Annotated in this window: 18 protein-coding genes; 6 read left to right on the forward strand and 12 right to left on the reverse strand. The window is 63.4% G+C overall.

From position 1 onward, the window contains the following. The 7 genes from HV796_RS35555 to HV796_RS35585 all read right to left on the reverse strand — a co-directional run. A partial coding sequence (locus tag HV796_RS35555) for a molybdopterin-dependent oxidoreductase (protein ID WP_175232555.1) occupies positions 1 to 2,622 on the reverse strand: 2,622 nt, incomplete at its 3' end. A gap of 298 nt (positions 2,623 to 2,920) precedes the next feature. Then, on the reverse strand, positions 2,921 to 4,036 hold the full coding sequence (locus HV796_RS35560; protein WP_175232556.1) for a succinylglutamate desuccinylase/aspartoacylase family protein: 1,116 nt from the start codon (positions 4,034 to 4,036) through the stop codon (positions 2,921 to 2,923). A gap of 110 nt (positions 4,037 to 4,146) precedes the next feature. Next, positions 4,147 to 4,602: a RidA family protein gene (locus tag HV796_RS35565; protein ID WP_175232557.1), complete on the reverse strand. Its 456-nt coding sequence runs from the start codon at positions 4,600 to 4,602 to the stop codon at positions 4,147 to 4,149. Positions 4,603 to 4,756: 154 nt separating this feature from the next. After that, a complete protein-coding gene (locus tag HV796_RS35570) occupies positions 4,757 to 6,049 on the reverse strand; it encodes an MFS transporter (protein ID WP_175232558.1) in 1,293 nt (430 codons plus the stop codon). A 288-nt stretch (positions 6,050 to 6,337) separates the two neighbouring features. Continuing rightward, positions 6,338 to 7,339 (reverse strand): 4-hydroxythreonine-4-phosphate dehydrogenase PdxA, encoded by a 1,002-nt coding sequence (pdxA, locus tag HV796_RS35575; RefSeq protein ID WP_175232559.1) that lies wholly within the window; start codon positions 7,337 to 7,339, stop codon positions 6,338 to 6,340. A 19-nt stretch (positions 7,340 to 7,358) separates the two neighbouring features. Then, complete coding sequence (locus HV796_RS35580; RefSeq protein WP_175232560.1) at positions 7,359 to 8,726, reverse strand: four-carbon acid sugar kinase family protein; 1,368 nt, start codon at positions 8,724 to 8,726, stop codon at positions 7,359 to 7,361. Then, complete coding sequence (locus tag HV796_RS35585) at positions 8,723 to 9,709, reverse strand: 2-keto-3-deoxygluconate permease (protein WP_175232561.1); 987 nt, start codon at positions 9,707 to 9,709, stop codon at positions 8,723 to 8,725. Before HV796_RS35585 ends, HV796_RS35580 begins: the two co-directional genes overlap by 4 nt. 476 nt (positions 9,710 to 10,185) lie before the next feature. Here HV796_RS35585 and HV796_RS35590 point away from each other — a divergent pair, with 476 nt between their 5' ends. Next, positions 10,186 to 10,956, forward strand: a complete 771-nt coding sequence (locus tag HV796_RS35590) for a DeoR/GlpR family DNA-binding transcription regulator (protein ID WP_175232571.1) — start codon at positions 10,186 to 10,188, stop codon at positions 10,954 to 10,956. Positions 10,957 to 11,021: 65 nt separating this feature from the next. Here the strand turns inward: HV796_RS35590 and HV796_RS35595 are convergent, their stop codons facing one another. The 3 genes from HV796_RS35595 to HV796_RS35605 all read right to left on the reverse strand — a co-directional run bounded on the left by HV796_RS35595 (position 11,022) and on the right by HV796_RS35605 (position 13,486). After that, a complete protein-coding gene (locus tag HV796_RS35595; protein ID WP_175232562.1) occupies positions 11,022 to 12,269 on the reverse strand; it encodes an MFS transporter in 1,248 nt (415 codons plus the stop codon). Positions 12,270 to 12,779: 510 nt separating this feature from the next. Then, positions 12,780 to 13,319 carry a carboxymuconolactone decarboxylase family protein gene (locus HV796_RS35600; protein WP_175232563.1) on the reverse strand — a complete coding sequence of 180 codons (540 nt, stop codon included), beginning with the start codon at positions 13,317 to 13,319 and terminating at the stop codon, positions 12,780 to 12,782. Positions 13,320 to 13,375: 56 nt separating this feature from the next. Further along, positions 13,376 to 13,486 (reverse strand): SDR family oxidoreductase, encoded by a 111-nt coding sequence (locus tag HV796_RS35605; RefSeq protein WP_175232564.1) that lies wholly within the window; start codon positions 13,484 to 13,486, stop codon positions 13,376 to 13,378. 322 nt (positions 13,487 to 13,808) lie between these two features. On the opposite strand from HV796_RS35605, the gene HV796_RS35610 reads away from it, so the two are divergent. The 3 genes from HV796_RS35610 (at position 13,809) to HV796_RS35620 (ending at position 15,887) form a co-directional block, all read left to right on the forward strand. Further along, positions 13,809 to 14,210, forward strand: a complete 402-nt coding sequence (locus tag HV796_RS35610; RefSeq protein WP_175232565.1) for a RidA family protein — start codon at positions 13,809 to 13,811, stop codon at positions 14,208 to 14,210. Between the two features lie 68 nt (positions 14,211 to 14,278). Next, a complete protein-coding gene (locus HV796_RS35615) occupies positions 14,279 to 15,235 on the forward strand; it encodes an aldo/keto reductase (protein ID WP_175232566.1) in 957 nt (318 codons plus the stop codon). Further along, positions 15,228 to 15,887, forward strand: a complete 660-nt coding sequence (locus HV796_RS35620) for a DUF2459 domain-containing protein (RefSeq protein ID WP_175232567.1) — start codon at positions 15,228 to 15,230, stop codon at positions 15,885 to 15,887. The genes HV796_RS35615 and HV796_RS35620 overlap by 8 nt, the downstream gene beginning before the upstream one ends. Before the next feature lie 305 nt (positions 15,888 to 16,192). Here the strand turns inward: HV796_RS35620 and HV796_RS35625 are convergent, their stop codons facing one another. Continuing rightward, positions 16,193 to 18,583 carry an EAL domain-containing protein gene (locus tag HV796_RS35625; RefSeq protein ID WP_246356225.1) on the reverse strand — a complete coding sequence of 797 codons (2,391 nt, stop codon included), beginning with the start codon at positions 18,581 to 18,583 and terminating at the stop codon, positions 16,193 to 16,195. Positions 18,584 to 19,117: 534 nt separating this feature from the next. Between HV796_RS35625 and HV796_RS35630 the strand changes: the two genes are divergently transcribed. Next, a complete protein-coding gene (locus HV796_RS35630) occupies positions 19,118 to 20,212 on the forward strand; it encodes a hypothetical protein (protein WP_246356224.1) in 1,095 nt (364 codons plus the stop codon). Between the two features lie 112 nt (positions 20,213 to 20,324). On the opposite strand, the gene gcvA is transcribed toward HV796_RS35630, so the two are convergent. Continuing rightward, positions 20,325 to 21,242: a transcriptional regulator GcvA gene (gcvA, locus tag HV796_RS35635; RefSeq protein WP_175232569.1), complete on the reverse strand. Its 918-nt coding sequence runs from the start codon at positions 21,240 to 21,242 to the stop codon at positions 20,325 to 20,327. A 194-nt stretch (positions 21,243 to 21,436) separates the two neighbouring features. On the opposite strand from gcvA, the gene HV796_RS35640 reads away from it, so the two are divergent. After that, the coding region (locus HV796_RS35640) for an AEC family transporter (protein WP_175232570.1) at positions 21,437 to 21,632 on the forward strand (196 nt) is incomplete at its 3' end.

Genomic DNA, 21,632 nt, shown 5'->3' on the forward strand with positions numbered 1-21,632 from the left:
ATTCCATGCGCCCGCCGCCTTGCCGATCGCATTCCATGTCCACACGGTGCCGGGTTCGACCGCTTCGCTATAGCGCGCCATGCAGCGGACCTTGCCCCATTGCGATTCAACATAGATCCAGCCGCCGTCTTCGATGCCCTGCTCGCCCGCCATGCGCGGATTCATGAACAGGTAGTTTTCGCCGTGAATTTGCCGCAGCCACGCGTTTTGCGAGTCCCATGAGTGATACATCGCCATCGGCCGTTGTGTGACCGCCGCAAGCGGATAGCGCCCGAGATCCGTCGTGTCGCGTTCGAGCGGCTCGTACCAGAACGGCAGCGGGTCGAAGTAGCGTGCGACGCGCTCGCGAAGATGTTCGGGCGGCTGACGCCCCTGGGTCTTGCCCTGCGCCGCCAGGCGGAATTTCTGCATCACGTCCGAGTAGAGCGCAATCACAATTGGCTCGGGAAACTTGCGAAAACCCTTGTCGACCGCGAATTGCAGATACGGACCGTTCTGGCCGCGCATGTACTGCAGCGTCTCGGGCAGCGTGTAGTGGAACACGCAGTTGTGTTTCGCGTACTCATCCCATTGTCGCGGGTTCGGCTTGCCGACCAGCGCATCGGTGCCGTCTTCGCCGCGCCAGCCGATCAGGAAACCGACGCCTGAGCCCGGCGCGGTTTCGTGATGGATGATGAACTCCGGGTAGTCGCGATACTTGCGCGTGCCGTCCGGTTTCGTGAAGGCCGGCAATTTAAGCCGGCTGCCGAGTTCGATCAACACCTCCTGGAACGGCCGGCACTCGCCGGTCGGCGGCACGACGGGCACGCGCACCGAGTCGACCGGTCCGTCGAATTCGGAGATCGGCCGGTCGAGCATCGACATCGCGTCGTGGCGCTCGAGGTAAGTCGTATCCGGCAAGATCAGATCCGCGAACGCGGTCATCTCCGACTGGAACGCATCGCACACGACGATAAACGGAATCTTGTATTCGCCGTTCTCGTGCCGGTCGGCGAGCATCTTGCGCACTTCGACGGTATTCATCGACGAGTTCCATGCCATGTTCGCCATGAAGATCATCAATGTGTCGATCGGATACGGGTCGCCGCGCCATGCATTCGTAATCACGCTATGCATCAGCCCGTGCACCGCGAGCGGGTATTCCCACGAGAACGCCTTGTCGATGCGCACCGGGCCGCCGCTTGCGTCGACGAACAGGTCTTCAGGCGCGGCCGGCCAACCGAGCGGTCCCGTCGCGAGCGGCGTATTCGGCTTGATCGCGTCCGGGCTGTTCGGCGGTTTCGCCGACGGCGGCACCGCGCGCGGGAACGGCGATTTGTGGCGAAAGCCGCCGGGCCGATCGATCGTACCAAGCAGCGACATCAGCACCGCGAGTGCACGAATCGATTGAAAGCCGTTCGAATGCGCAGCGAGGCCACGCATCGCGTGAAACGCGATCGGATTGCCGGTCACCGTTTCATGGGTTTCGCCCCACGCATCGGTCCAGCGAATCGGCAGCGTAATCTTGTGATCGCGCGCCGTGTCGGCCATCTCGCGCGCGAGACGCCGGATCGTGTCGGCGGAAATGCCAGTGATTTGCGCAGCCCATTCGGGCGTGCACTGTGCAGCGCGTTCGCGCAACAGCGCGAACGATGGCGTGACCGGCGTACCGTCATCGAGCACGTAATAGCCTTCAGGCGGGCCCTCGAGCGACGGCTTCACCCCCGGCGTGTGGTGCAGCACGGCGCGCTGGCTTTCGCTATCCCACCACAGATGGTTTTGCGGAAACAGCGGATTGCTTTCCCGCGCATCGGGGTCGCGCACGAACAGGCCGAATTCGTCGCTTTGCTCATTCATGTTCAGCAGGTCGGCCGCGTTCGTAAAGCGCGTGACGAACTCGTGATCGAAACTGTCGGAGGCGAGCAGTTCGTGAATCAACGCCATGAACAGCGCACCATCGGTGCCGGGACGGATCGGCACCCATTCATCGGCAATCGCCGCATAGCCGGTACGCACCGGATTGATCGCGATGAAACGGCCTCCCGCGCGCTTGAATTTCGAAATCGCAATCTTGAGTGGATTCGAATGGTGGTCTTCGGCGGTGCCGATCATCAAAAACAGCTTTGCGCGGTCGAGATCCGGGCCGCCGAATTCCCAGAACGACCCGCCGATGGTATAGATCATGCCGGCCGCCATGTTGGCCGAGCAGAAGCCGCCGTGCGCCGCGTAGTTCGGCGTGCCGTACTGCTTCGCGAACAGGCCGGTCAGCGCCTGCATCTGGTCACGCCCGGTGAAGAGCGCGAACTGCTTCGGGTCGGTCGCGCGCAAATGCGCAAGACGCTTTTCGAGCGTCTCTAACGCGACGTCCCATGACACCGGTTCGAACTGCGCGGTGCCGCGTTCCGCATCCGCCTTGCGCATCAGCGGCTGCGTGAGACGTGCCGGCGAATACTGCTTCATGATGCCCGATGACCCCTTCGCGCAGATCACACCCTGATTCAGCGGATGCTCGGGGTTGCCGTCGATATAGCGGACCTCGCCGTCGCGCAGATGCACACGAATGCCGCACCGGCACGCGCACATGTAGCACGTCGTGGTCTTGACTTCGAGTTTCTCGTTTTGCGTACGCGCGTGATGTTCCATGCTTGCCTCATTCCCTCGCGATATCCATCCGATATAACAGATGAGCGTTGCTTTTCATCGTAGAGGCGATATAAGCAAATGAAAAATCGTTATTTTGAATCGGTTCTATCGAACCGACTGATAGTTCCGGACAGAACCCTGAGAGGCTTATCCAGCAAGGCGATACGGCCGATTGTGCGGCTGCGGAATCGCACCTCTGCGGCGACTGGAAGCGAAGCACGGAAAGGAATTTGAATGGCGACGGCGGCGGCTGCGCCGCTTGCTGAAGGTCAAGCGGCTGGCGCCCGGTGACCACGCGTCACGCGCTGAGCAACATGCCGGTGCGCATCGGCTGTGTGCCCGTCACGCGGCCAAGCGGCGCTCCGGCCGTCACGAAACGGATGGCGCGGCGCATATAGAGCACGCCGTCGTTACGGCTGACGATGGTGACCGTCGCATCGGTCAGCGGATCGACGATGTCGAACAGCGCGTCCCCCGCACGCACCGTCGCGCCGACTTCGACTCGATGCACAAGTATCCCGCTCACCGGCGCATACAACTGCTCGCTGCCCGCAAGCGGCGTCGCGGGCATCGGAAGCTCGGGCAACGGTTTCGGGTCGCCGCGCAATGCGCCGCGCCGGGTCAGATAGTCGATCAGCGCGTCGGCGTCCTGCTGCGCGATTTCATACGACACATCGCGCTGTCCGCGGCATTCGACCGTCACGGCGAGCGTGCCGGTGTGGACCGGCTTGCTCGCCGGCAACGCCTGCTGCAATTGCCACCAGAAAAGGCTGTGCGCTTCGTCGAACGACTGGCCGCCGGAATCGTTCGCGAGCATCGACGCCTGTGAGCCCAGGTAGCGCGCCAGCGGCTCGAATTCCGGCCAGCCGGTTTCATTCGTATAGATGTGCATCGCGGCTTCCTGCGAGCAATGCAGGTCGATCACGATGTCCGCGTCGAATGACAGCTTCAGCAGTTCGTACTGCAGCGATTCGAACTCGTTTAGCGGTGTGTGGTGCTCGAGCTGGTCGTGCATCAGTTGGCGGACAATCCGGCGGTTTTCGAGCGGGTCGGCGCCGAGCGTATCTTTCGCGCGGTCGATCACTGCGTCGAACGGCAGGAAATGGCGATTGAAGTTCTTGCCGCTATTCAGTTCGAAGCGGCCGACGAACTGACCGAGCACGTATTGCGAAAGTCCAATCGGATTGGCAACCGGCACGAGCACGATATGCGCGGCGAGTGCGCCTTGCGCTTCGAGCGCGAGCAGACGCCGTTTCAGCAACACTGCGGTTAGCATCGCGGGTGTTTCATCTGCGTGCAGCGACGCCTGGATATAGATTTTCTGGTCACTACGCGTCGGCCCGAAGCGGAAAACCGTCACGTCGCGGCGCGTGCCGATAGCGGATGACAGAAGCGGGATCGATTGCTGGTTCATGTAGCGCTGCCAATGGTATGAAACGTCGGCGTCATGCTACGGCGGTTCAGCGATTTAGTCACGATGCCTCCCGAAAAGCCTCACCGTTCGCGACTATGCCCCAGCTATATCTACACTTTCAATTCGAACACGCTGTCGATCTCGACGGGAATGCCCATCGGCAGCGTATGGACACCCAAGGCACTGCGCGCGGGGAGCTTGTCTGCGCCGAACAGTTCGCGCAACAGATCGCTTGCGCCATTGGCCACTTGCGGATGCTGCGTGAACGACGCGTCGGCACGCACGTAGACCGTAAGCCGGCTGCACCGATCGACCTTGTCCAGACCGTATTCGTCTTCGATGCACGACAGGATCATCAACATCGTCAGGCGCGCCGCGCGCTGCGCGGCTTCGAGCGACAGGTCCGCGCCCACCGTGCCCACGATCGGCTTGCCGTTCTCGAACGGTCCGAGCCCCGACACATACATCTGACTGCCGGAGATTGACACGGTGCGATACGAACCGAGCGGGCGGATGGGAGCGGGCAGTTCAAGGCCGAGTTGCGACAGGCGGGAGGAAAAGTTCATGGCCGGGCTCCAGGTGGGTTGTGAATAGACTGCCCCACATGATGCACGAAGCGCAATGCCGCGCTGCTGCGTACCGGCGTGATCGACGCGTTCCCACTCGACGATATCGACCCGATGCCCGCGATCAAGATTCGCGACCCGCACGTCCTCGTTCTCACTGACGCGCGCCGCGCATCGCAAAACCCGCCAGCGCACCCACCACACACAGCACGGCAACGTACAACTGCGGCGCATCCGGATTCGACTTCAGCATTAAGGACACCGCAACAGGCGTCAACCCGCCGAACACCGCGTAGGCAATGTTGTAAGAGAAGGAAATGCCTGAAAAGCGCACCGTCGGCGGAAATGCTTTGACCATCGCGACTGGAATCGCGGCGACTGCGCCCACCAGAAACCCGGTCACCCCATAGTAGGGCACCAGCGACGACGGGTCGGCCGCGACGTGCTGGATCATCAGGTAGTAGGACACCGCCAGCAACAGGCAGCCGACAAAAATCGTCCGTGCCGCACCGACGCGCCCCGCAATCGACCCGAAGACGACGCAACCGATCGTCAGGCACAAGGTCGCGACCGAGTTCGCCGCGAGCGTGGTCCCCGCATCGAGATGAAAGCGCTTTTGCAGCAGCGTCGGCGTCATCAGGATCACGACGACGATCGCCGCGGTCAGCGTCCATGTGAGGATCATCGAAACCAGCACCGCGCCGCCGTGGTCGCGCACGACCGCCTTCAACGGGAATCCCGCTGCGAGCGACTTGCGCTTCTGCATGTCGATGAACACCGGCGTCTCCTGCAGCCAGCGACGCATGAACGCCGCCAGCAGCCCGAACAGGCCGCCGATCAGAAACGGAATGCGCCACGCGAACGCGATGATCTCGTCGTGATCGTAGCGGTGCGTGACCGCCGAAGCGATCAGCGAACCGAGCAGAATGCCCGCGGTCAATCCGGCCGTGAGCGTGCCGCACGCGTACCCGACATAACGCTGCGGCACGTGTTCCGACACGAACACCCACGCACCCGGCACCTCGCCGCCGACCGCCGCGCCTTGCAGCACGCGGCAAACGAGCAGCAGCACCGGTGCGACCAGGCCCGCGACCTCGTAAGTCGGCAGCAGCCCCATCAGCAGCGTGGGCAAGGCCATCAGCAGCACACTCAGCATGAACATCCGCTTCCGGCCGATCAGGTCGCCGAAGTGCGCCATGATGATGCCGCCCAGCGGACGCGCGATGTAGCCCGCTGCAAAAATGCCGAAGGTCTGTACCTGACGCAACCAGTCCGGAATCGATTGGGGGAAGAAAAGCTGTCCAATCACCACCGCGAAAAATACGTAGATCACGAAATCGTAGAACTCGAGCGCGCCGCCGAGCGCGGCAAGCACGAGTGTCCGATGATCGCTGCCCATCAGCGGGCGGTGAGGAATGAAAGGGACTTGTGATTCAGAGGTATTCATCGTTTAAGGTCTTATCCGCGGCACGATACGATGGGTTGTCCAAATGTGTGCGAGCCGTACGGCCGCAAACAGGGTCATCAACTTTCACAACACCTTGCAGTGCAGCATTATTCCCGGAGAGGCCGATTATTTGACTGTACGTGCTGGCTGACAGCCATCCGACGTCGAAAGGACCACGAAAGAAAAACGGCGGCACAGTCTTTCAGCTGGCCGCCGTTCTGATCTTCGTTGCCTCGGGTCGGACCGCGCGCTCGCGCGACCGATGAAGCGATTTGTGGTGACAAATGCCTACGCGCGCCGCGTCGCCAGCTCCGTGCCCTGGCGCAGCGCTTCGAGCAGACTGCGTTCGTCCGCAATGCCTTTGCCCGCGATATCGAATGCGGTGCCGTGATCGACCGACGTGCGCACCACCTCGAGCCCGACCGTCACGTTGACGCCCGCTTCGAGGCCAAGCACCTTGACCGGCCCATGGCCCTGGTCGTGATACATCGCGACGACCAGATCGAAATCGCCGCGTCCCGCGCGGAAAAACAGCGTATCCGCCGGCAACGGTCCTTCGATATTCCAGCCACGCTCGCGCAGCTCGCGCACCGCCGGCACAATCTTCTCTTCTTCCTCACCGTAGCCGAACAGACCGTTTTCGCCCGCGTGCGGATTGATCCCGCACACGGCAATGCGCGGATTCGCGATGCCCGCTTTCACGAGCGTCGCGTGGCCGCGCTCGATCGTGCGCTTCACGAGACCAGGCTCGATCTTGCGAATCGCGTCGATGATGCCAATGTGCGTCGTCACGTGAATCACGCGCAGTTGCGGCGCGACCAGCATCATCGATACTTCGTCGATGCCGGTCAGGTACGCGAGCATCTCGGTGTGGCCGGGGAACTTGTGACCGCCCGCGTGCAGTGCTTCCTTGTTGAGCGGCGCCGTGCAGATCGCGTCGATCTCGTTCGCCTTCGCGAGATCGACTGCGCGGGCGATGTACTGATACGCGGCGTCGCCGGCGATCGGCGACAGCTTGCCGAACGGCAGGTCGGCGGGAATCAGACCCAAGTCGATACAGTCGATCGCGCCAGGTTCGTAGCGCGCATCGGACGCACGCACGATGCGGCGCACCAACGCCGGGCTGCCGACGATTTGCGCGGCGCGCTCGAGTCGTTTCGCGTCGCCGATCACGAGCGGGCGACATTGCTGATAAACCGATTCATGCGCAAGGCTCTTGACGATGATTTCGGGACCCACGCCGGCGGCGTCGCCCATCGTGATGCCGATTACGGGGAGATAGTGGCTCATGGCTTCCTGATGCTTCAGTTCAGAGGGGGGTTCGTTCGTGCGCGCGGTCTGCTTGCGAGGCTCGCTGTGATTCTGGTTGTGACCCGGCCTGCGACCCGGGCCGCGCCGCCTCCTGCATGCCGCGCAGATGCAGCCATGCGCCATACAGCGCATGCTCGCTGCCGAAGGCGCCGGCCTTGGTGACGATCGTCAGCCGCCGCGTATCGTCCGAGGGTTGCGCGACCGCGACGCCCGGCTCGATTTCGGACAGCAGTTCGAGACTGCCGATGCCCGCTGCGCCCAGCATCGCGCGCGCGGTTTCGCCGCCGGTCACGATCAGGCCCGCGATGTGACCGACGTGCGGTTTGACCAGCGCGGCAAGCGCCGTCGACAATTGCGCGCCTTCGGCCGGATCGAATGCGTCGTCGCGGCCGATGCGCACCAGCAGATCGGCGCCGGCCGCGAGCGGCGCACCGATCCTCGCCTGCCAGGCCGCGCTATCCGGATGCAACGCCTGGTCGCGCAGCACCGAGGGCGGCACGGTCAGCTCGGCCATGCCGGTGCGCTCGCGCAGCAGCGCGCATTGCGCGCCGGAGACGGCCGACAGGCTGCCGACCAACGTCAGAATCGGACCTTCGCGGCGCATCGGCGACACCGGTGCCGGCGCGCCGGTGTCGAACAACGCAGGCAACGCGGCGAGTTCGCGCGCGAGGCCGCCGGAGCCGACCCAGAAAAACGCGTCCTGTAGCGCCAACGTCGCGCGCGCCAGCAGGTTCAGATCCGCTTCGTTTTCCGTGTCGACGATCAATGCCTGCGCGCCGCTACGAATGTGTTCGGCGATCGCCTGGGCGAGCGTGTCAGGCTGCATGCCGCGCAGCCGGTCGACGGCGAGCCGCACGCTGCGCAAGCCGGCCGCTTCGAGCATCGACGGCAAGTCGGCGGGCTGGCCCGCGTGCTCGAGCTGCCACGTCTCGGTTTCGTCGAGCGGCACGCCGCGCACATAGACGCCGCCGGCGCGCACCGTGCGGCCGGTGGCCGGGAACGCCGGCGCGACGATCGCAAGACCCGCCGACGGTTGCAGCGCCGCGACTTCGGCCACCCAGTTGCCACGCAGTGTCGAATCGATCTTCTTGTAGAGGCGGCGCGTCGACACACGCGTGCTCGCGCCTTGCGTGCCGCCGAGCACTTGCCATGCGTGCGCAGCGCGGCGCGCCGCATCGCCGGGCGCGAGACGGCGCGAATCCGTATCGAGCGCGATCACGGCTGCGCGGCCAGCCGCCGCATCATGCGCGGCCTGCACCGCTTCGTCCGCGCCGAGCGCAACGACCGTGCGACGCCCGGCGTTGGCAAAGCCAATCGCGCAATCGGCGGCACCGGACAGGTCGTCGGCAACGATCAACAGGCTCACTGCACAGCCTCCCGGTTGCTTTCAACGCGCTGCCCGACCACACGTTTTGCGACTGTCGCAGTCAGGATCGGACACACGATCGCGGTCACCACCACGCATGCGGCGACGAGCAGCGTCGCGCTCTTCGCGGCGTCCGCGTACACCGGGTTGGCCGCGGCGATCAGCGCGGGCACCGCCGCCGCGTTACCCGCGGTATTGGCCGCCGACACGCCCGCAACGCCGGTGCCGCTCGTCAGACGATCGATCAGGTAAAGCGGAATGCCCGTCACGATCACCACCGCGAAACCGAGGCCGATGCCGAGCAGGCCTGCTTGCCACACCTTGTGCAAATCGAGACCGGCGCCCAGCGCGAGCGCGAAGAACGGGATCATCACCGGCACCGCGCGGCCGAGGAATTCGCGCATTTCGCGGTCGAGGTTGCCGAGCAGCATGCCGAACGCGAGCGGCAGGATGCTGCCGACCAGCGTCTGCCACGGAAACGCGGACAACCCCGCGACGCCGAGCGTGACCATCGTCAGAAACGGACCGGATTCGAGCGACATGATCGAGTACGCGCCAACGTCTTCCGAGCGGCCATACTGGCCCATCAGCGCCATATACAGACCGCCGTTCGTATCGTTCATCGCGGCGACCACCGCGAGCGTGGACAGCCCCGCGAAGAGACCCGACGTGATCGGCTTCTCACCGAGGAAGTGGCCCAGCACGACGCCCACCAGGATCGCCGTGCCGACCTTCGCGGCAAACAGCGCACCGCCCTTCTTCACGATGTACGGCGTCGCTTTCACGTCGATGCTCGCGCCCATGCAGACGTAAAACACCGCGAGAATCGGCAGTGCGCCGGTGAAAAGCGCATTGGTGAATGAGCCAAAGAACTTCGGCATGTTCGGCACGAACGTCGCGACCAGCGCGCCGAGCAGCAGCGGGACGATCATCATCCCGCCGGGCACGCGCTCGATTGCGCGCTTGATACGAATTTGAGCCATTTAAGGTGTCTCCCGATTGACTGAAGCTTACCGATTCGATCATTATTTTGATTGATTCGATCAAAACGAAGTTTAAGGCGTGCTGATCGAACGTGCAACCCGAAGCACACCGAGGGTTTACGCTTAAGTCGATCCATCGGGCTTCGGCAGCCAAGCCTGAGGGGCCGCCAAAGGGCCCGGAAGCGACCGCGATATATGCGCAACCGAATCCAAGAATGATCGATTCGCGCAAAATTAGCGACAGCATGGCGCGGCGCGTCGAAGTGCGGGTGCGGGTGCGGGTGCGGGTGCGGGTGCGGGTGCGGGTGCGGGTGCGGGTGCGGGTGCGGGTGCGGGTGCGGGTGCGGGTGCGGGTGCGGGTGCGGGTGCGGGTGCGGGTCGCGGTCCCAGCCCTGCGATGCAGCCGCGCGGCTTCGCTAAACTATGCGGCTTCGCGCAATGGCCGTGCCGCGGCCGTCTTTTTACTACAGGGCACCATGAAAGTAGCGAACCGTCGTGAGGCAATGCTCAAAGCCGTCCTGTCCGGCATGACCGATGTCGGCGCGCTGTGCGAGCACTTCCGCATGTCGGAGGCGACGGTGCGGCGCGACCTGCGCGCGCTCGCCGAAGACCACCGCATCGTGCGCACCTATGGCGGCGCCGCCGCGCCGGTCGGCATGCACGAACCGGAAGAATCGCTGGAAACGCGCCGCCAGAGCTTTCGCGAGCAGAAAGAAGCGATCGCGCGCGTGGCGGCGGCTCAGGTACAGGACGGCGACACCATTTTTCTCGACGGCGGCACGACCACCGCCGCAATGGCGCGCCTGCTGGCCGGCCGGCACGACTTGCGCGTCGTCACGAACAATCTGCTCGTGATCGGCGTGCTCGCGTCGAGCGATATCGCGGTCACGCTGATCGGCGGCGATGTGCGGCCCTCGAGCATGAGCACGCTCGGCCCGATAGCGCAGCTCGCGCTAAGCCGGCTCTCGGTGGACAAGGCGTTCCTTGGCGCCGACGGCGTGGTGGCTGGGCGCGGCCTCTGCGAGGCGAGCACCGAACAGGCCTATCTGAAAGAGTGCGTGATCCGGCAGGCGGCAAGCGTGTTCGTGCTGGTCACATCGAACAAGCTCGATCACGCCAGCCAGCAGCATTGGACGCCGCTTGAGCGCGCGTGGACACTCGTCACCGACGCGGCGCGCGATACGCCGTCGCTCGCGAGTTTCATCCGTCATAGCGAGGTGACGGTGTTGAGCGCCGACGCGGCTTGATATTCGGACAACGCAAGTCCCGTACAAGGCCCACGCCGCCCCCCCCCGCAGCACCACTATCAGCACTACTCCGCGCCGACCCGCTCGCTGAGTTCCGCAACGTTCGCCTCGGTGCCGGTCGCGCTGAGACGCGAGATCGCCACGATGCCGAGTATCGCGAGCACGGCGCCGAACCAGAAGTCGCGCGAAATACCCGCGCGGTCGACGATCGTGCCGCCGACCAACGACCCTACCGCAATCGCGACCTGAATAATCGCGACAAACATCGCCGACCCCGCTTCAGGCAGATCGGGCGTCGCGCGCTGTATCCACACGCTCATGCACAACGGAATCGCGCCGAACGCGACACCCCATGCCATCACCATCGCCGTCACCGCGAACGCGGAGTGTTTGAGCAGCGGCATCGTCACTAGCGCGGTCAGCAGCAGCACGACCATCGTGAGCAGTGCGCCCTTCAGATTGCGCCCGACGACCGTCGACACCGCGAAATTAGACGCAAACCCGATAATGCCGAAGCCGAGCAGCACCCACGTAATGCTCGGCGCACCGAAGCCCGCGTCGCGCAACAGGAACGGTGCGATATACGTATACGACGAAAAGTGCGCGCCAAATACGAGCGCGACCATCAATAGACTGCGGCGCGGATGCGCGCGCCGCACGAGTTCGACCAGATCCGAGAAACGCAACGCCACGCTCGACGGCAGCGAAGGCACAAGCGCCGTTTGCGCGATCAGCGCGGCGGCGACCAGCACGCCAGTCGCGATAAACGATGCGCGCCATGACGCAAGCTCCGAAATCAGCGTGCCGAGCGGCACGCCGATCACCGTCGCGCAGGTGACACCCGCGAGGATCGCCGCGGTCGCGCGCGCCGACTCGTGCGGTTTCACGAGCCGCCCGGCCGCCGCGAGGGCAAGCGTCCAGAAGCCGCCGAGGCTCGCGCCGAGCAACGCGCGGCCCAGCAACATCCATACGAAGGTCGGTGCGAACGCGGAAATCAGATTCGACGCGAGCAGCATCACTGTCAGCGCAATCAGAATGTAGCGGCGGTCGATGCGGCCCGCGCCGAGCATCATGCCCGGCGCCGAGATCGCCGCGATCACGCCGGGCGTCGTCACCATCAGCCCGGCCGTGCCGGGCGTCACGCCGAGATCGTGCGCGATCTGAGGTAACAGCCCGACGGGCAGGAATTCGGTGGTCACAAATGCGAATGCACCGATCGTCACCGAACTGACCGCAAGCCACGCGCGCAGCGGGGATGAGTCCTCGTTGTCCGGCGAGCCATTGCTTGCCGGATTATTGCTTTCGATCATCATGTTAAAGCTGGTCTCAATTTGAACGAACATCCGGGCGTGCCGGTCCGGGCGCTGCTTTATCGTTATCGCTACATGACGGTGCGTTTCCTTTATCGCTGCGTAGTCGCCGCTTTGACGCGCGCAACGCCTCCTATGACGCCACACGCGTCAAGGAAATAAACCCTGTCTCCGGAATAGCCTTTTGAATGGGGCGCGCCGCGCGCAGCGGTGTGCCGCAGCGCCGCACCTATAGGAATTGAGTGACAACAAGAGAAACACGTGTGTGCGAACGGGAACTGCGTGACGTTACTGCGCGTTCACGTGTCGCCGCGCGCGATAGTTATCGATGCCGCGCGCGAGCAAGGCGACAACATACCACCGCGTCAGAAGTTTTGCTGACGGCCGACCGACGCGTTGCGGCATGCGAAATCGCGCAAGCGCCCCAAAAAAAGGCCGACACCGGCAGTGGCACGGCTGCCGTGTGTCGACCCATTGGAAGGCGTGTGAAAAAGGCGGATGCCGCGATCTGAATCAGCCTGCCAGCTTCGGCGCTGCCGGGAAGTCCACCGGCACGTGCGTCGTGCCGTGCAAATAGTTCGTCACCGTCTTGTCACCGATCACGACGATCGCATCAACCAGATTCCCCTTGGTCCAGCCGGCTGCGAAAAACGCTTCGACGACCGCGTCGTCCGCATGCCCGCGTTTGACCGCGATATTGCGCGTGAGGCGCGCAAGCGCGTCGAGCTTCGCATCGAAACTGGCCTTGCCGCTGCGGATCTCGAGAATCTGCTCATCGGTAAAGCCAACCGATTTGCCGATCATCGTGTGCGCGGCCAGGCAGTACTCACAGCTATTCACTTCGCTGACCACGAGGTTCACCACTTCGCGCGCCTTGCCCGTGATACTGCTCTTGCTGTTCTGCAACGCGAGGTAGCTGCCGAGCGCGTGTTCCGAATGGGCCAACGTCGCATACAGGTTCGGCACGGTGCCGAGGCCGCTCTTGAGCTTGTCGAAGATCGCCTGGTTGGCCGGGGACACTTCGTCGCGAGTCGGAACATTGATCGTAGTCATGCTGGTCTCTCCTTGAGATGAACAAAAGTCGTGGACAAAACGTGGGGCGCAGCGCGTCACTGCGCCGAATAACCACCATCGACTGAAACGATTTTCCCGGTCAGATAGCGCGCCTTATCGCTACCGAGAAACATGATGGTTTGCGCGATCTCGTCGGGGTGGTTCATGGGAGTGCTCCGGGTGAGTACGCGATTGCGTTTTCGTTGGAGCTAATGTGATCGATCTCAGCCCGCGGGACTAGCCGGGCGCCGGTCATAACTCTCATTCCCGCCAGGCATGAAGCGACATACGGCCAATGGCAACGCGCGCGCGGCCCGGATACCGGTCACGGAACGCAAATTTTTTTGAAGTGCGACACTGCCCGCGGGCGCCCGCTTGCGGGCGTCAGCCTGGGTCCGCACGCGTTCGCGACAGCGGACACCGGCATTCGATCCTGTTGCGCAAACGCTCTTTCGCAACCGCTGCACGCCTTTCGCGGAGTGATGTCATATGTCTGAAACAACGCAGTTCTGGATGGTCCCCGACGCGCCGACGCCCGTGGCGCCTTTCTCGCATGCCGCCGAATCCGGCGGCTGGGTATTCGTCACCGGCCAGATGCCGACCTCGCCCGAAGACGATGCCGCGCCGTTGCCCGAAGGCGTCGCCGCGCAGACCAGGCGCGTGATGGACAATCTGGTCATCGTGCTGAAAGGGATCGGCCTTGGCCTTGAGCACGTGGTCAGCGCGCGCGCGTTTCTCACCGAGTTCAAGCGCGACTACGCGACGCTGAATGCAGTCTATGCCGCGTATTTCCCACCGGGCAAGCTGCCTGCGCGCACCTGCATCGGTGTGACCGGGCTCGCGCGCGATGCGCTCGTCGAGATCGATTTCATCGCGCGGCGGCCGGGTTGACCTTGACACGTGCTCCGACGAAATGACGTATCGTGCGGTAACCCGTTTGCGATGCAGGAGCACCGCTCATGCAGCCCTCTTCCCAGTCCGGCGGCCGGCGCCGCTTTCTGCGTGCCGCCAGCGGCGTCACGCTCGGCTTGCCGCTTTCAATGTCGTTGCAGCGTCTGGCGCGCGCGCAAGACGCCGCGGCGCCTCTGCCGCGCATGACGCGCCGCCCGATTCCGTCGACCGGTGAGCCGCTGCCGGTGGTCGGCTGCGGCACGTGGCGCACATTCGACGTCGGCGACGATGCGAACGCGCAGGCGCGGCTTGCACGCGTGCTGCAGGTGCTATTCGACGCGGGCGGCTCGGTCATCGATTCATCGCCGATGTACGGCACATCCGAAGCGGTCGCGGGCACGCTGCTGACAAAGCTCGACGCGCACGGCAACGCGTTTGTCGCGACCAAGGTGTGGACCGAAGGCCGCGCGGCCGGCATCGCTCAAATGGAGGAATCGATGCACCGGCTCCAGCAGCCACGCATCGATCTGATGCAGGTGCATAACCTGCTCGACTGGCGCACGCAGATCGCGACGCTGCGCGAGTGGAAAGCGCTTGGCAAGGTTCACTATATCGGCATCACGCACTACACGTCGAGCGCGTTTCCCGAGGTCGAAGCGGTGATGCGTAGCGAGAAGCCGGACTTCGTGCAAATCAACTACGCGGCGGATGACCGCGACGCCGAGCAACGCATCCTGCCGCTCGCGGCGGATCTGGGCATTGGCGTCGTGATCAACCAGCCGTTCGGCGGCGGCGGTCTGATTGCGCGCGTCAGCAAGCGGCCGCTGCCCGCGTGGGCCACGCAAATCGGCTGCACGAGCTGGGCGCAGATACTACTGAAATTCGTGCTCGCACAGCCCGCCGTGACCGTCGTGATTCCCGGCACCGGGCGCCCGGAATACATGATCGACAATGTGCACGCAGGTGTCGGCCCGTATCCGGACAAGGCGCTTTGCAAGCAGATTGCCGACGCGGTCAATGCGTAAAGACGCGCTCGCCATTGCGCTTTTTGCATCGGTCTTCACGGCAGGTTGCGCGACCACGCCCATCCCCTCGCCGGCGCCCTTCGCCGAGTCGACTCCGCCGGTCACGACCATCGCCGTCGTCAGACGCGACTGGCATACGGACGTGTGCATTCACCGCGAAGATGCCGCACCGGTCATCGGCGCACTCGCCGTGGACTTCGACGGCGCGCGCTTTCTTTGCTTTGGCTTCGGCGAGCGACGCTTCGTGTTTGAACGGGACCACGGCGTATTCGCCGCACTGGGTGCCCTCTTTCCAAGCCACGCGGCATTGCTGATGACGGTGCTGCGCGCGACACCGCAAGAGGCGTTTGGCGCGTCGAGTGTGATCGATCTTCGAATCGGGGAAAAAGGCCGCGCGGGATTGAACGCGTTCCTGCAGGCGTCGGTGCAGACGCGCGACGATGGCGCACCCGTCAAACTGGGCGACGGGCCGTATCAAGGCAGTGTGTTTTTCGCCGCTACGTTCACCTACGATGCGTTTCACACCTGCAATACGTGGACTGCGCGGGCGTTACGTGCGGCCGGTTTGCCGGTCAGCGACGCGCTGTTTGCCGGCGGCGTGATGCATGACGCAGCCCACGTCGCCGCGTCGCAAGCCGGCCGTGCGCAATAGCGCCGTTGCGGGCGCCGCGTGTGCGGCGCCGCCATGTTCGTCAGCAAGGTGTTTGATAGCTGCAGCCCATGCCCGCCGGTGGCGGTGACTGGGCCTGATCGCGCGGAACCACGACGGTCGTGTGGTCCGGTGGCCGCGGGTCGCTGCTGCTGAATGAAAGACAGCCTCCCAAGACGAGCGGCAATAGTAATGCAATGATCCGGGATCGTCGCATGAATCCTCCCTATGAATTGCTGGTCTGATGCTGTATTGCCAGCAAGGAGGGTGCCTGATCGTTTCAATCGCCGTCTTCACGCGCGGCCCGCTCAGGCCATCAGCGCGTCGCGTTCCCGCCCCGGTGCTTCGAGCGGTTCAAGCGGTTCGGGGAATCCGATTCCATAACCCTGCACAAAGTCGACGCCGATTTCGGCGAGGCACTCGATCGTCGCGGAGCTATCGGCAAACTCGGCGATCGTGCGTTTGCCCGTTGCATGCGCAACCTGATTGATCGATTGCACGATGGCGCGGTCCGGCGCGCTGTGCAGGATGTCCTGAATAAAGCTGCCGTCGATCTTCAGGTAGTCGACATGCAAATGCTTCAGATACTCGAATGACGACATGCCCGTGCCGAAATCGTCGAGCGCGAAACGGCAGCCGAGCGCGCGCAGCCGGCCGATCAGCGCGGTCGCCTTCTGCAGGTTGACGATCGCCGCGGTTTCCGTGATCTCGAAGCACACGCGGTCGAATGAAATGCCGTGGCACCGCTGCTGCGCAACGATGTAGTCGAACAGATGCTCGTCGACCAGCGATGCGCCCGACAGATTGATTGACCATGTCCGTGCCGCGTGCCAACCGTTCGCGAGTGCGGCGAACGCGTGCGCGATCACCCAGCGATCAACCGCCGGCATCAGGTTGAACCGCTCCGCCGCTTCGACGAATCCGGCGGGCGGCACGAGCGCGCCGGACGCGTCCTTCATGCGCAACAGGACTTCGATATGGGTGTCGTGCGTGCGTTGCGCGTCACCGTCTGTACCGCTCAGCACCGGGTCGATACGCTGCGCATACAGGCACAGCAATTCTTCGTCGAGGGCCGCTTTCACACGCGAGACCCACTCCATCTGCGTATTGGTCGCGGACAGCGCCTGATCGTCGAGACTGAACAGATGCACGCGGTTGCGGCCGTTCTCCTTCGCCATATAGCAGGCGACGTCCGCGGCCTTCATCACTTCCTTCAGCGAACCGAGCCGCGCGCACGAGTTGACAAGCCCGATGCTCACGCCGCTCGTCAGGGTTCGCTCGGCCCACGGCATACGGATCGCGGCAATCGCTTCGCACAGCCGGCCTGCAATCCGCAGCGCGTCCGCGGTCGCGCAGCGGGGCAGCACGACACCGAACTCGTCGCCGCCAAGACGCGCGAGCACATCCTGCTCGGACAGACATGCGCGCAGCGTCGCGCCGACATGGCGAATCAGTTCATCGCCGGCCGCGTGCCCGCATGTGTCGTTGACGATCTTGAACTGATCGAGGTCGAGAAACATCACTGCATAGCCAGCCACACCATCGGCACCGTGCGCGAGCACACTCGTAAGCCGGCGCTCGAACTCGCGGCGGTTGAGCAGATCGGTCAACTCGTCGTGCGTCGCCTGATAGAGGAGTTGCGCCGCATAGTTGCGTTCGGCGCTGACGTCATACAGCACGGTGACCATGCCGATCGCGTTCCCGTCCGCATCGCGCAACGTGGTCGCCGCATAGTCGACCTCGACCCGGCTGCCGTCCGGCCGCACGATGTAATACGCGGGCTGGGAGCCGTCCTGCGCCGGCATGCGTTGCATGCGCGTGCACTCGTTGCCGTGCGCGATGCGCGTGCCCGTCGCTTCATCGCGCAGTTCGCATATCGCGTCGAATGGCTGCCGTTGCATCTGCGCCAGCTGACGCCCAAGCATGCGTTCGGCAATCTCGTTGCAATACGTCACCTGCCCTGCTTCGTCCGTGCGAATCACCGCGTCGCCGATCGACGCAAGTGTCACCTCGGCAAGCTTCTCGCTCTTGCGCAATTCGTGTTCGAGACGCTCGCCGCGCGTGAACGAGCGCCGCATGAACAACGTGACGACACTCAGCAACAACAGCGCCGATGAGGTCAACGCGAAGATCAGCACGTTGCGCGTGACATGCGACGCTTTGTTCAACGAGCGAGAAAAGCCGTCCTCGGCAAGCGTCACCTGCTGATCGACTGCTTCGATCTCACCGATCAGCGTCGCCACCGCGGCATCAGGAGAACTGTTTGAACGGGCCAACGCATGCAGCCGTGAGCCGATCTCGCGCAACTGCAGAATGGACTGGTCGCCGCTGTTCCAAAAGGCGATCCCATCGCTAAAGAGCGGCACGTGTCTGAAGTTGTGATACATCCATACCATGCCGTCGATGTCGTCGCGCTCGATCCGCCCTTTCAGCAATGCGTCGACCACTTTGTGGTGATCCGGCATGGGCGTGTTCATTTCGAGCTTGCCGACCCGATCCGCGAGCGGCACGGCGATATCGCCGAGAAACGCCTGGTAGTCGCTTTCGGCGCGCGTGTGCGCGAAGCGCTCGAGCGCACGCACCGCATCCTTTTGCGCTCTCGCCCATTGACCTTGGCCGGCGATATACGCGAGCAACACCGACATCACCGTGATGCTCACCCACGCGAATACCGTCACCACGGCCGCAACAAGCCACACGGAAAGCAACGCAGCGGCCGTGCGATCGCCGCGCCGCGCGCGAGTTCGTTCGTTTCGGGTGACCGGCATCATCAAACCGACGAGCTCATCACATCGCGCGTCGCCGCATACGGCGCGTTATTCCGTCGCGCTACAACGCGCGGCGGGTAGCGTGTGCGGCTCGCGCCGCCGCTATCGTGCGGATATGGGTGCAACCCCGTGTCGCGCGCCAGACGTCGGCGGCGCAACTTCCGATCCGGCCCAGGATCGATTGCGCTGACTGGCAGCTTCATTGTTATGCGATTTTCGAGTTGTAATAGTCGTCTCAGACTCTATGGGGTCGGCCGCCACGCGGCAATCCGGGGTATTCCCGAACGGCGAATTCGTTAGGCATCTCAACGATGCCCAGCGAATGCCCGATTGCGCGAGCGCGCATATCGCCAGTTGGCGCCGTGCCACGGGACCGACCGGCCAAAGCCCCGTCAGTCAGGCGTTAGCCGCATTGGCTATAATCGCCACGCTCTATTCAGGATGCACGTGCAAGGAAGGTCGCCGATGTCGATGTCAGCCAATAGTCCGCTCCCTCTAAACGACGACGCAGGCCATCTGTCGCGCGGCATCTTCCTGCATACGGGCTGGCGCAGCGCCGGCACCTGGGTATGGTCGAGATTTCGTGCGCTCGATCCGGTCACGGCGTTTTACGAGCCGCTCAGCAATGTGATCGGCGACCTGAAGCTGGCCGACCTTGCGGCGCTCAAACCCACCTTCAACTCTGGCCATCCCGCCCTCAACACGCCTTACTTCGCCGAGTACCGTTCCTTCATGCGCGAAGGTACACGCGGCGTGCCAGGCTATCGCAGGCGCTTTAGCACCGATCGTTTCGGTGATGCGCCGGATGCCGAGTTTCCGGCACTGCATGCGTATCTGCAGGATCTCACTGCGCGCACGCTTGCCGCGGGCAAGATGCCGGTATTCAAGTTCTGCCGGTCGTCCGGAAGATTGCCGTGGCTCAAGCGCGTATTTCCGGCGGCGCTGCATGTGGCCGTGGTGCGCAATCCCGCTTCGCAATTCGCGTCGGGCTGGCTGCTGCAGCAGGAATGGCGCAATGCGTTTTTCGTCGCCGCACCGTTGCGCGTGCTGGGCCTGAACCGGCACGAACCGATCGTGAAGGCCGTGCTCGAAGCATGCGAAGTGAGACTGCCGGAGGACGCCCCCCCGTCGGACGATGCGTATGCAACTATTTGCGAGCAATACGCACGCACGATAGAAGGGACGCAGGCGTACCGCGCATTTATCGCGTTGTGGGCGCTGTGCGCGCTGCGCATGGCGAACGCGGCCGACATCGTGCTCGACATCGATCGGCTCGGCAACGAGCCCGCGTATGCGGCCGAAAGCGCCGCGCAGTTTGCCGCACGCAGTGGTGTCGCACCTCGTTTCGACGATGCACGCGATCTCGTCGACGAACTCAAGCGCACGCCATCGCGTATCGCGGGCATCGACGGATGGTCGGTGCGCGCGGTACATGGCGCCGTGCAGAAGTTCATCGATACGCACGTCGCTTCGTCACAAACTGCGCAAACGCCTGATGTCGCCGCGCTGGTGCGCGAAAAGCTCGCGCTCGCCGCAATGATTTCAGAGCCTTGGCGTTAGGCGCCGTTGACATCTCCCCGGGCTAAAGCCGTTTAACGTCGAGGTCACCTTGCGTGGGCCTCCGGCCCTCCGCCGGGCAATACCATGTGGCGTGGGATGGGGTTCGGAGCACTCAGGCACCAGGTGAACCTGACCTGGCTGACTCAAATTGTGCAAGGAGCCAATCGCGCATCTTCTGGCTTGCTTCAGACCGGGCGCTAGCCTGCGGGAGCACAACGTGGTAGCCCAGAGACAGCGGAAGCGAGAGGTTGAACAATCGTCGCAACCTTCCTGCCGCGATATCGCGCTCAACGACAGCTTCGCTTATCAGTGCAACGCCTTGACCGGCTATCGCGGCATCGATGGCGAGCGACGTTTGACTGAATCGCGGTCCTCTCAACGTATCGAATCTATCCATGTGGTCTAGAGCACTAAAAAATTCTGGCCATAGGTCGTGATGGTCGTGAAGCAGGACACACTTGCTCAGGTCAGACAGCGTATTGATCGATTGCCCGGATTCCAAAAGGTATGGGCTGGCGACAGGGAACACATGGACGGGGAACAACAGGTCGCTCACCAAGCCCTTCGCGAAGGGTGCTTTGCCGAGCCGGATCGCTATATCCACGCCTTCGGATCTGAAGTTGCATATCGCGATGTCCGCGATAACACGGACATCGATGTGCGGGTGCATCTCGGTGAATTCAGCCAGCCTGGGGATCAGCCACCGCGAGGCGAACGACGGCGTCGTGCTGATCGTCACCGAGGTTGAGCGCCGATTCAGTGCCTCGGTCGCCTCCAGCACAATCGTCAGAGCCCGTTGAACGGCCGTGAAGTACCCGTGGCCTTCGGCAGTGAAAGCAAGCCCGCGTGGCAGCCTGTTAAACAGGGAAACCTGCAACACGTCTTCCAGAAGCCGCACCTGTTGTGCAACTGCCCCCTGTGTCACGCCGAGCTCTTCGGATGCGAGCCGGAAATTAAGGTGCCGGCCGGAAGCTTCAAACGCTCGGAGCGCATTAAGCGGCGGGAGCCGACGCGATGGAAACGAGTTCATAAGACTGTAGATTTACTACTGTTTTCCTGTAAAAAGCATCGTTCGACGGGGTAACCGTGACGCACTATAGTTTGAGCGTATTCAACGAAACGGACAACATGCCAGTAGGAAAGGTGGTGCTGCCGCGGCAACCAATGCGACAGCGAACCGCTAGCGCCTCGCGCTGACACCTACTTTGCCGGTTTGCATTACCGATGTTATCCACGCTCAAAATTCTGATCCCCGTCTTCGCGCTGATCTTCGTCGGCTTCGCTTGCCGACGGCGCCATCTGCTCGGCGCGACCGCCGCTTCCGAACTGAACCGTTTCGTCGTGTGGCTCGCGTTACCCGCGCTGCTGTTCGACACGATGGCGCACTCCACCTGGCATCAGCTTGATCAGCCGGGTTTCG

The sequence above is a fragment of the Paraburkholderia humisilvae genome (genome assembly GCF_902859855.1).
Lineage (GTDB): Bacteria > Pseudomonadota > Gammaproteobacteria > Burkholderiales > Burkholderiaceae > Paraburkholderia > Paraburkholderia humisilvae.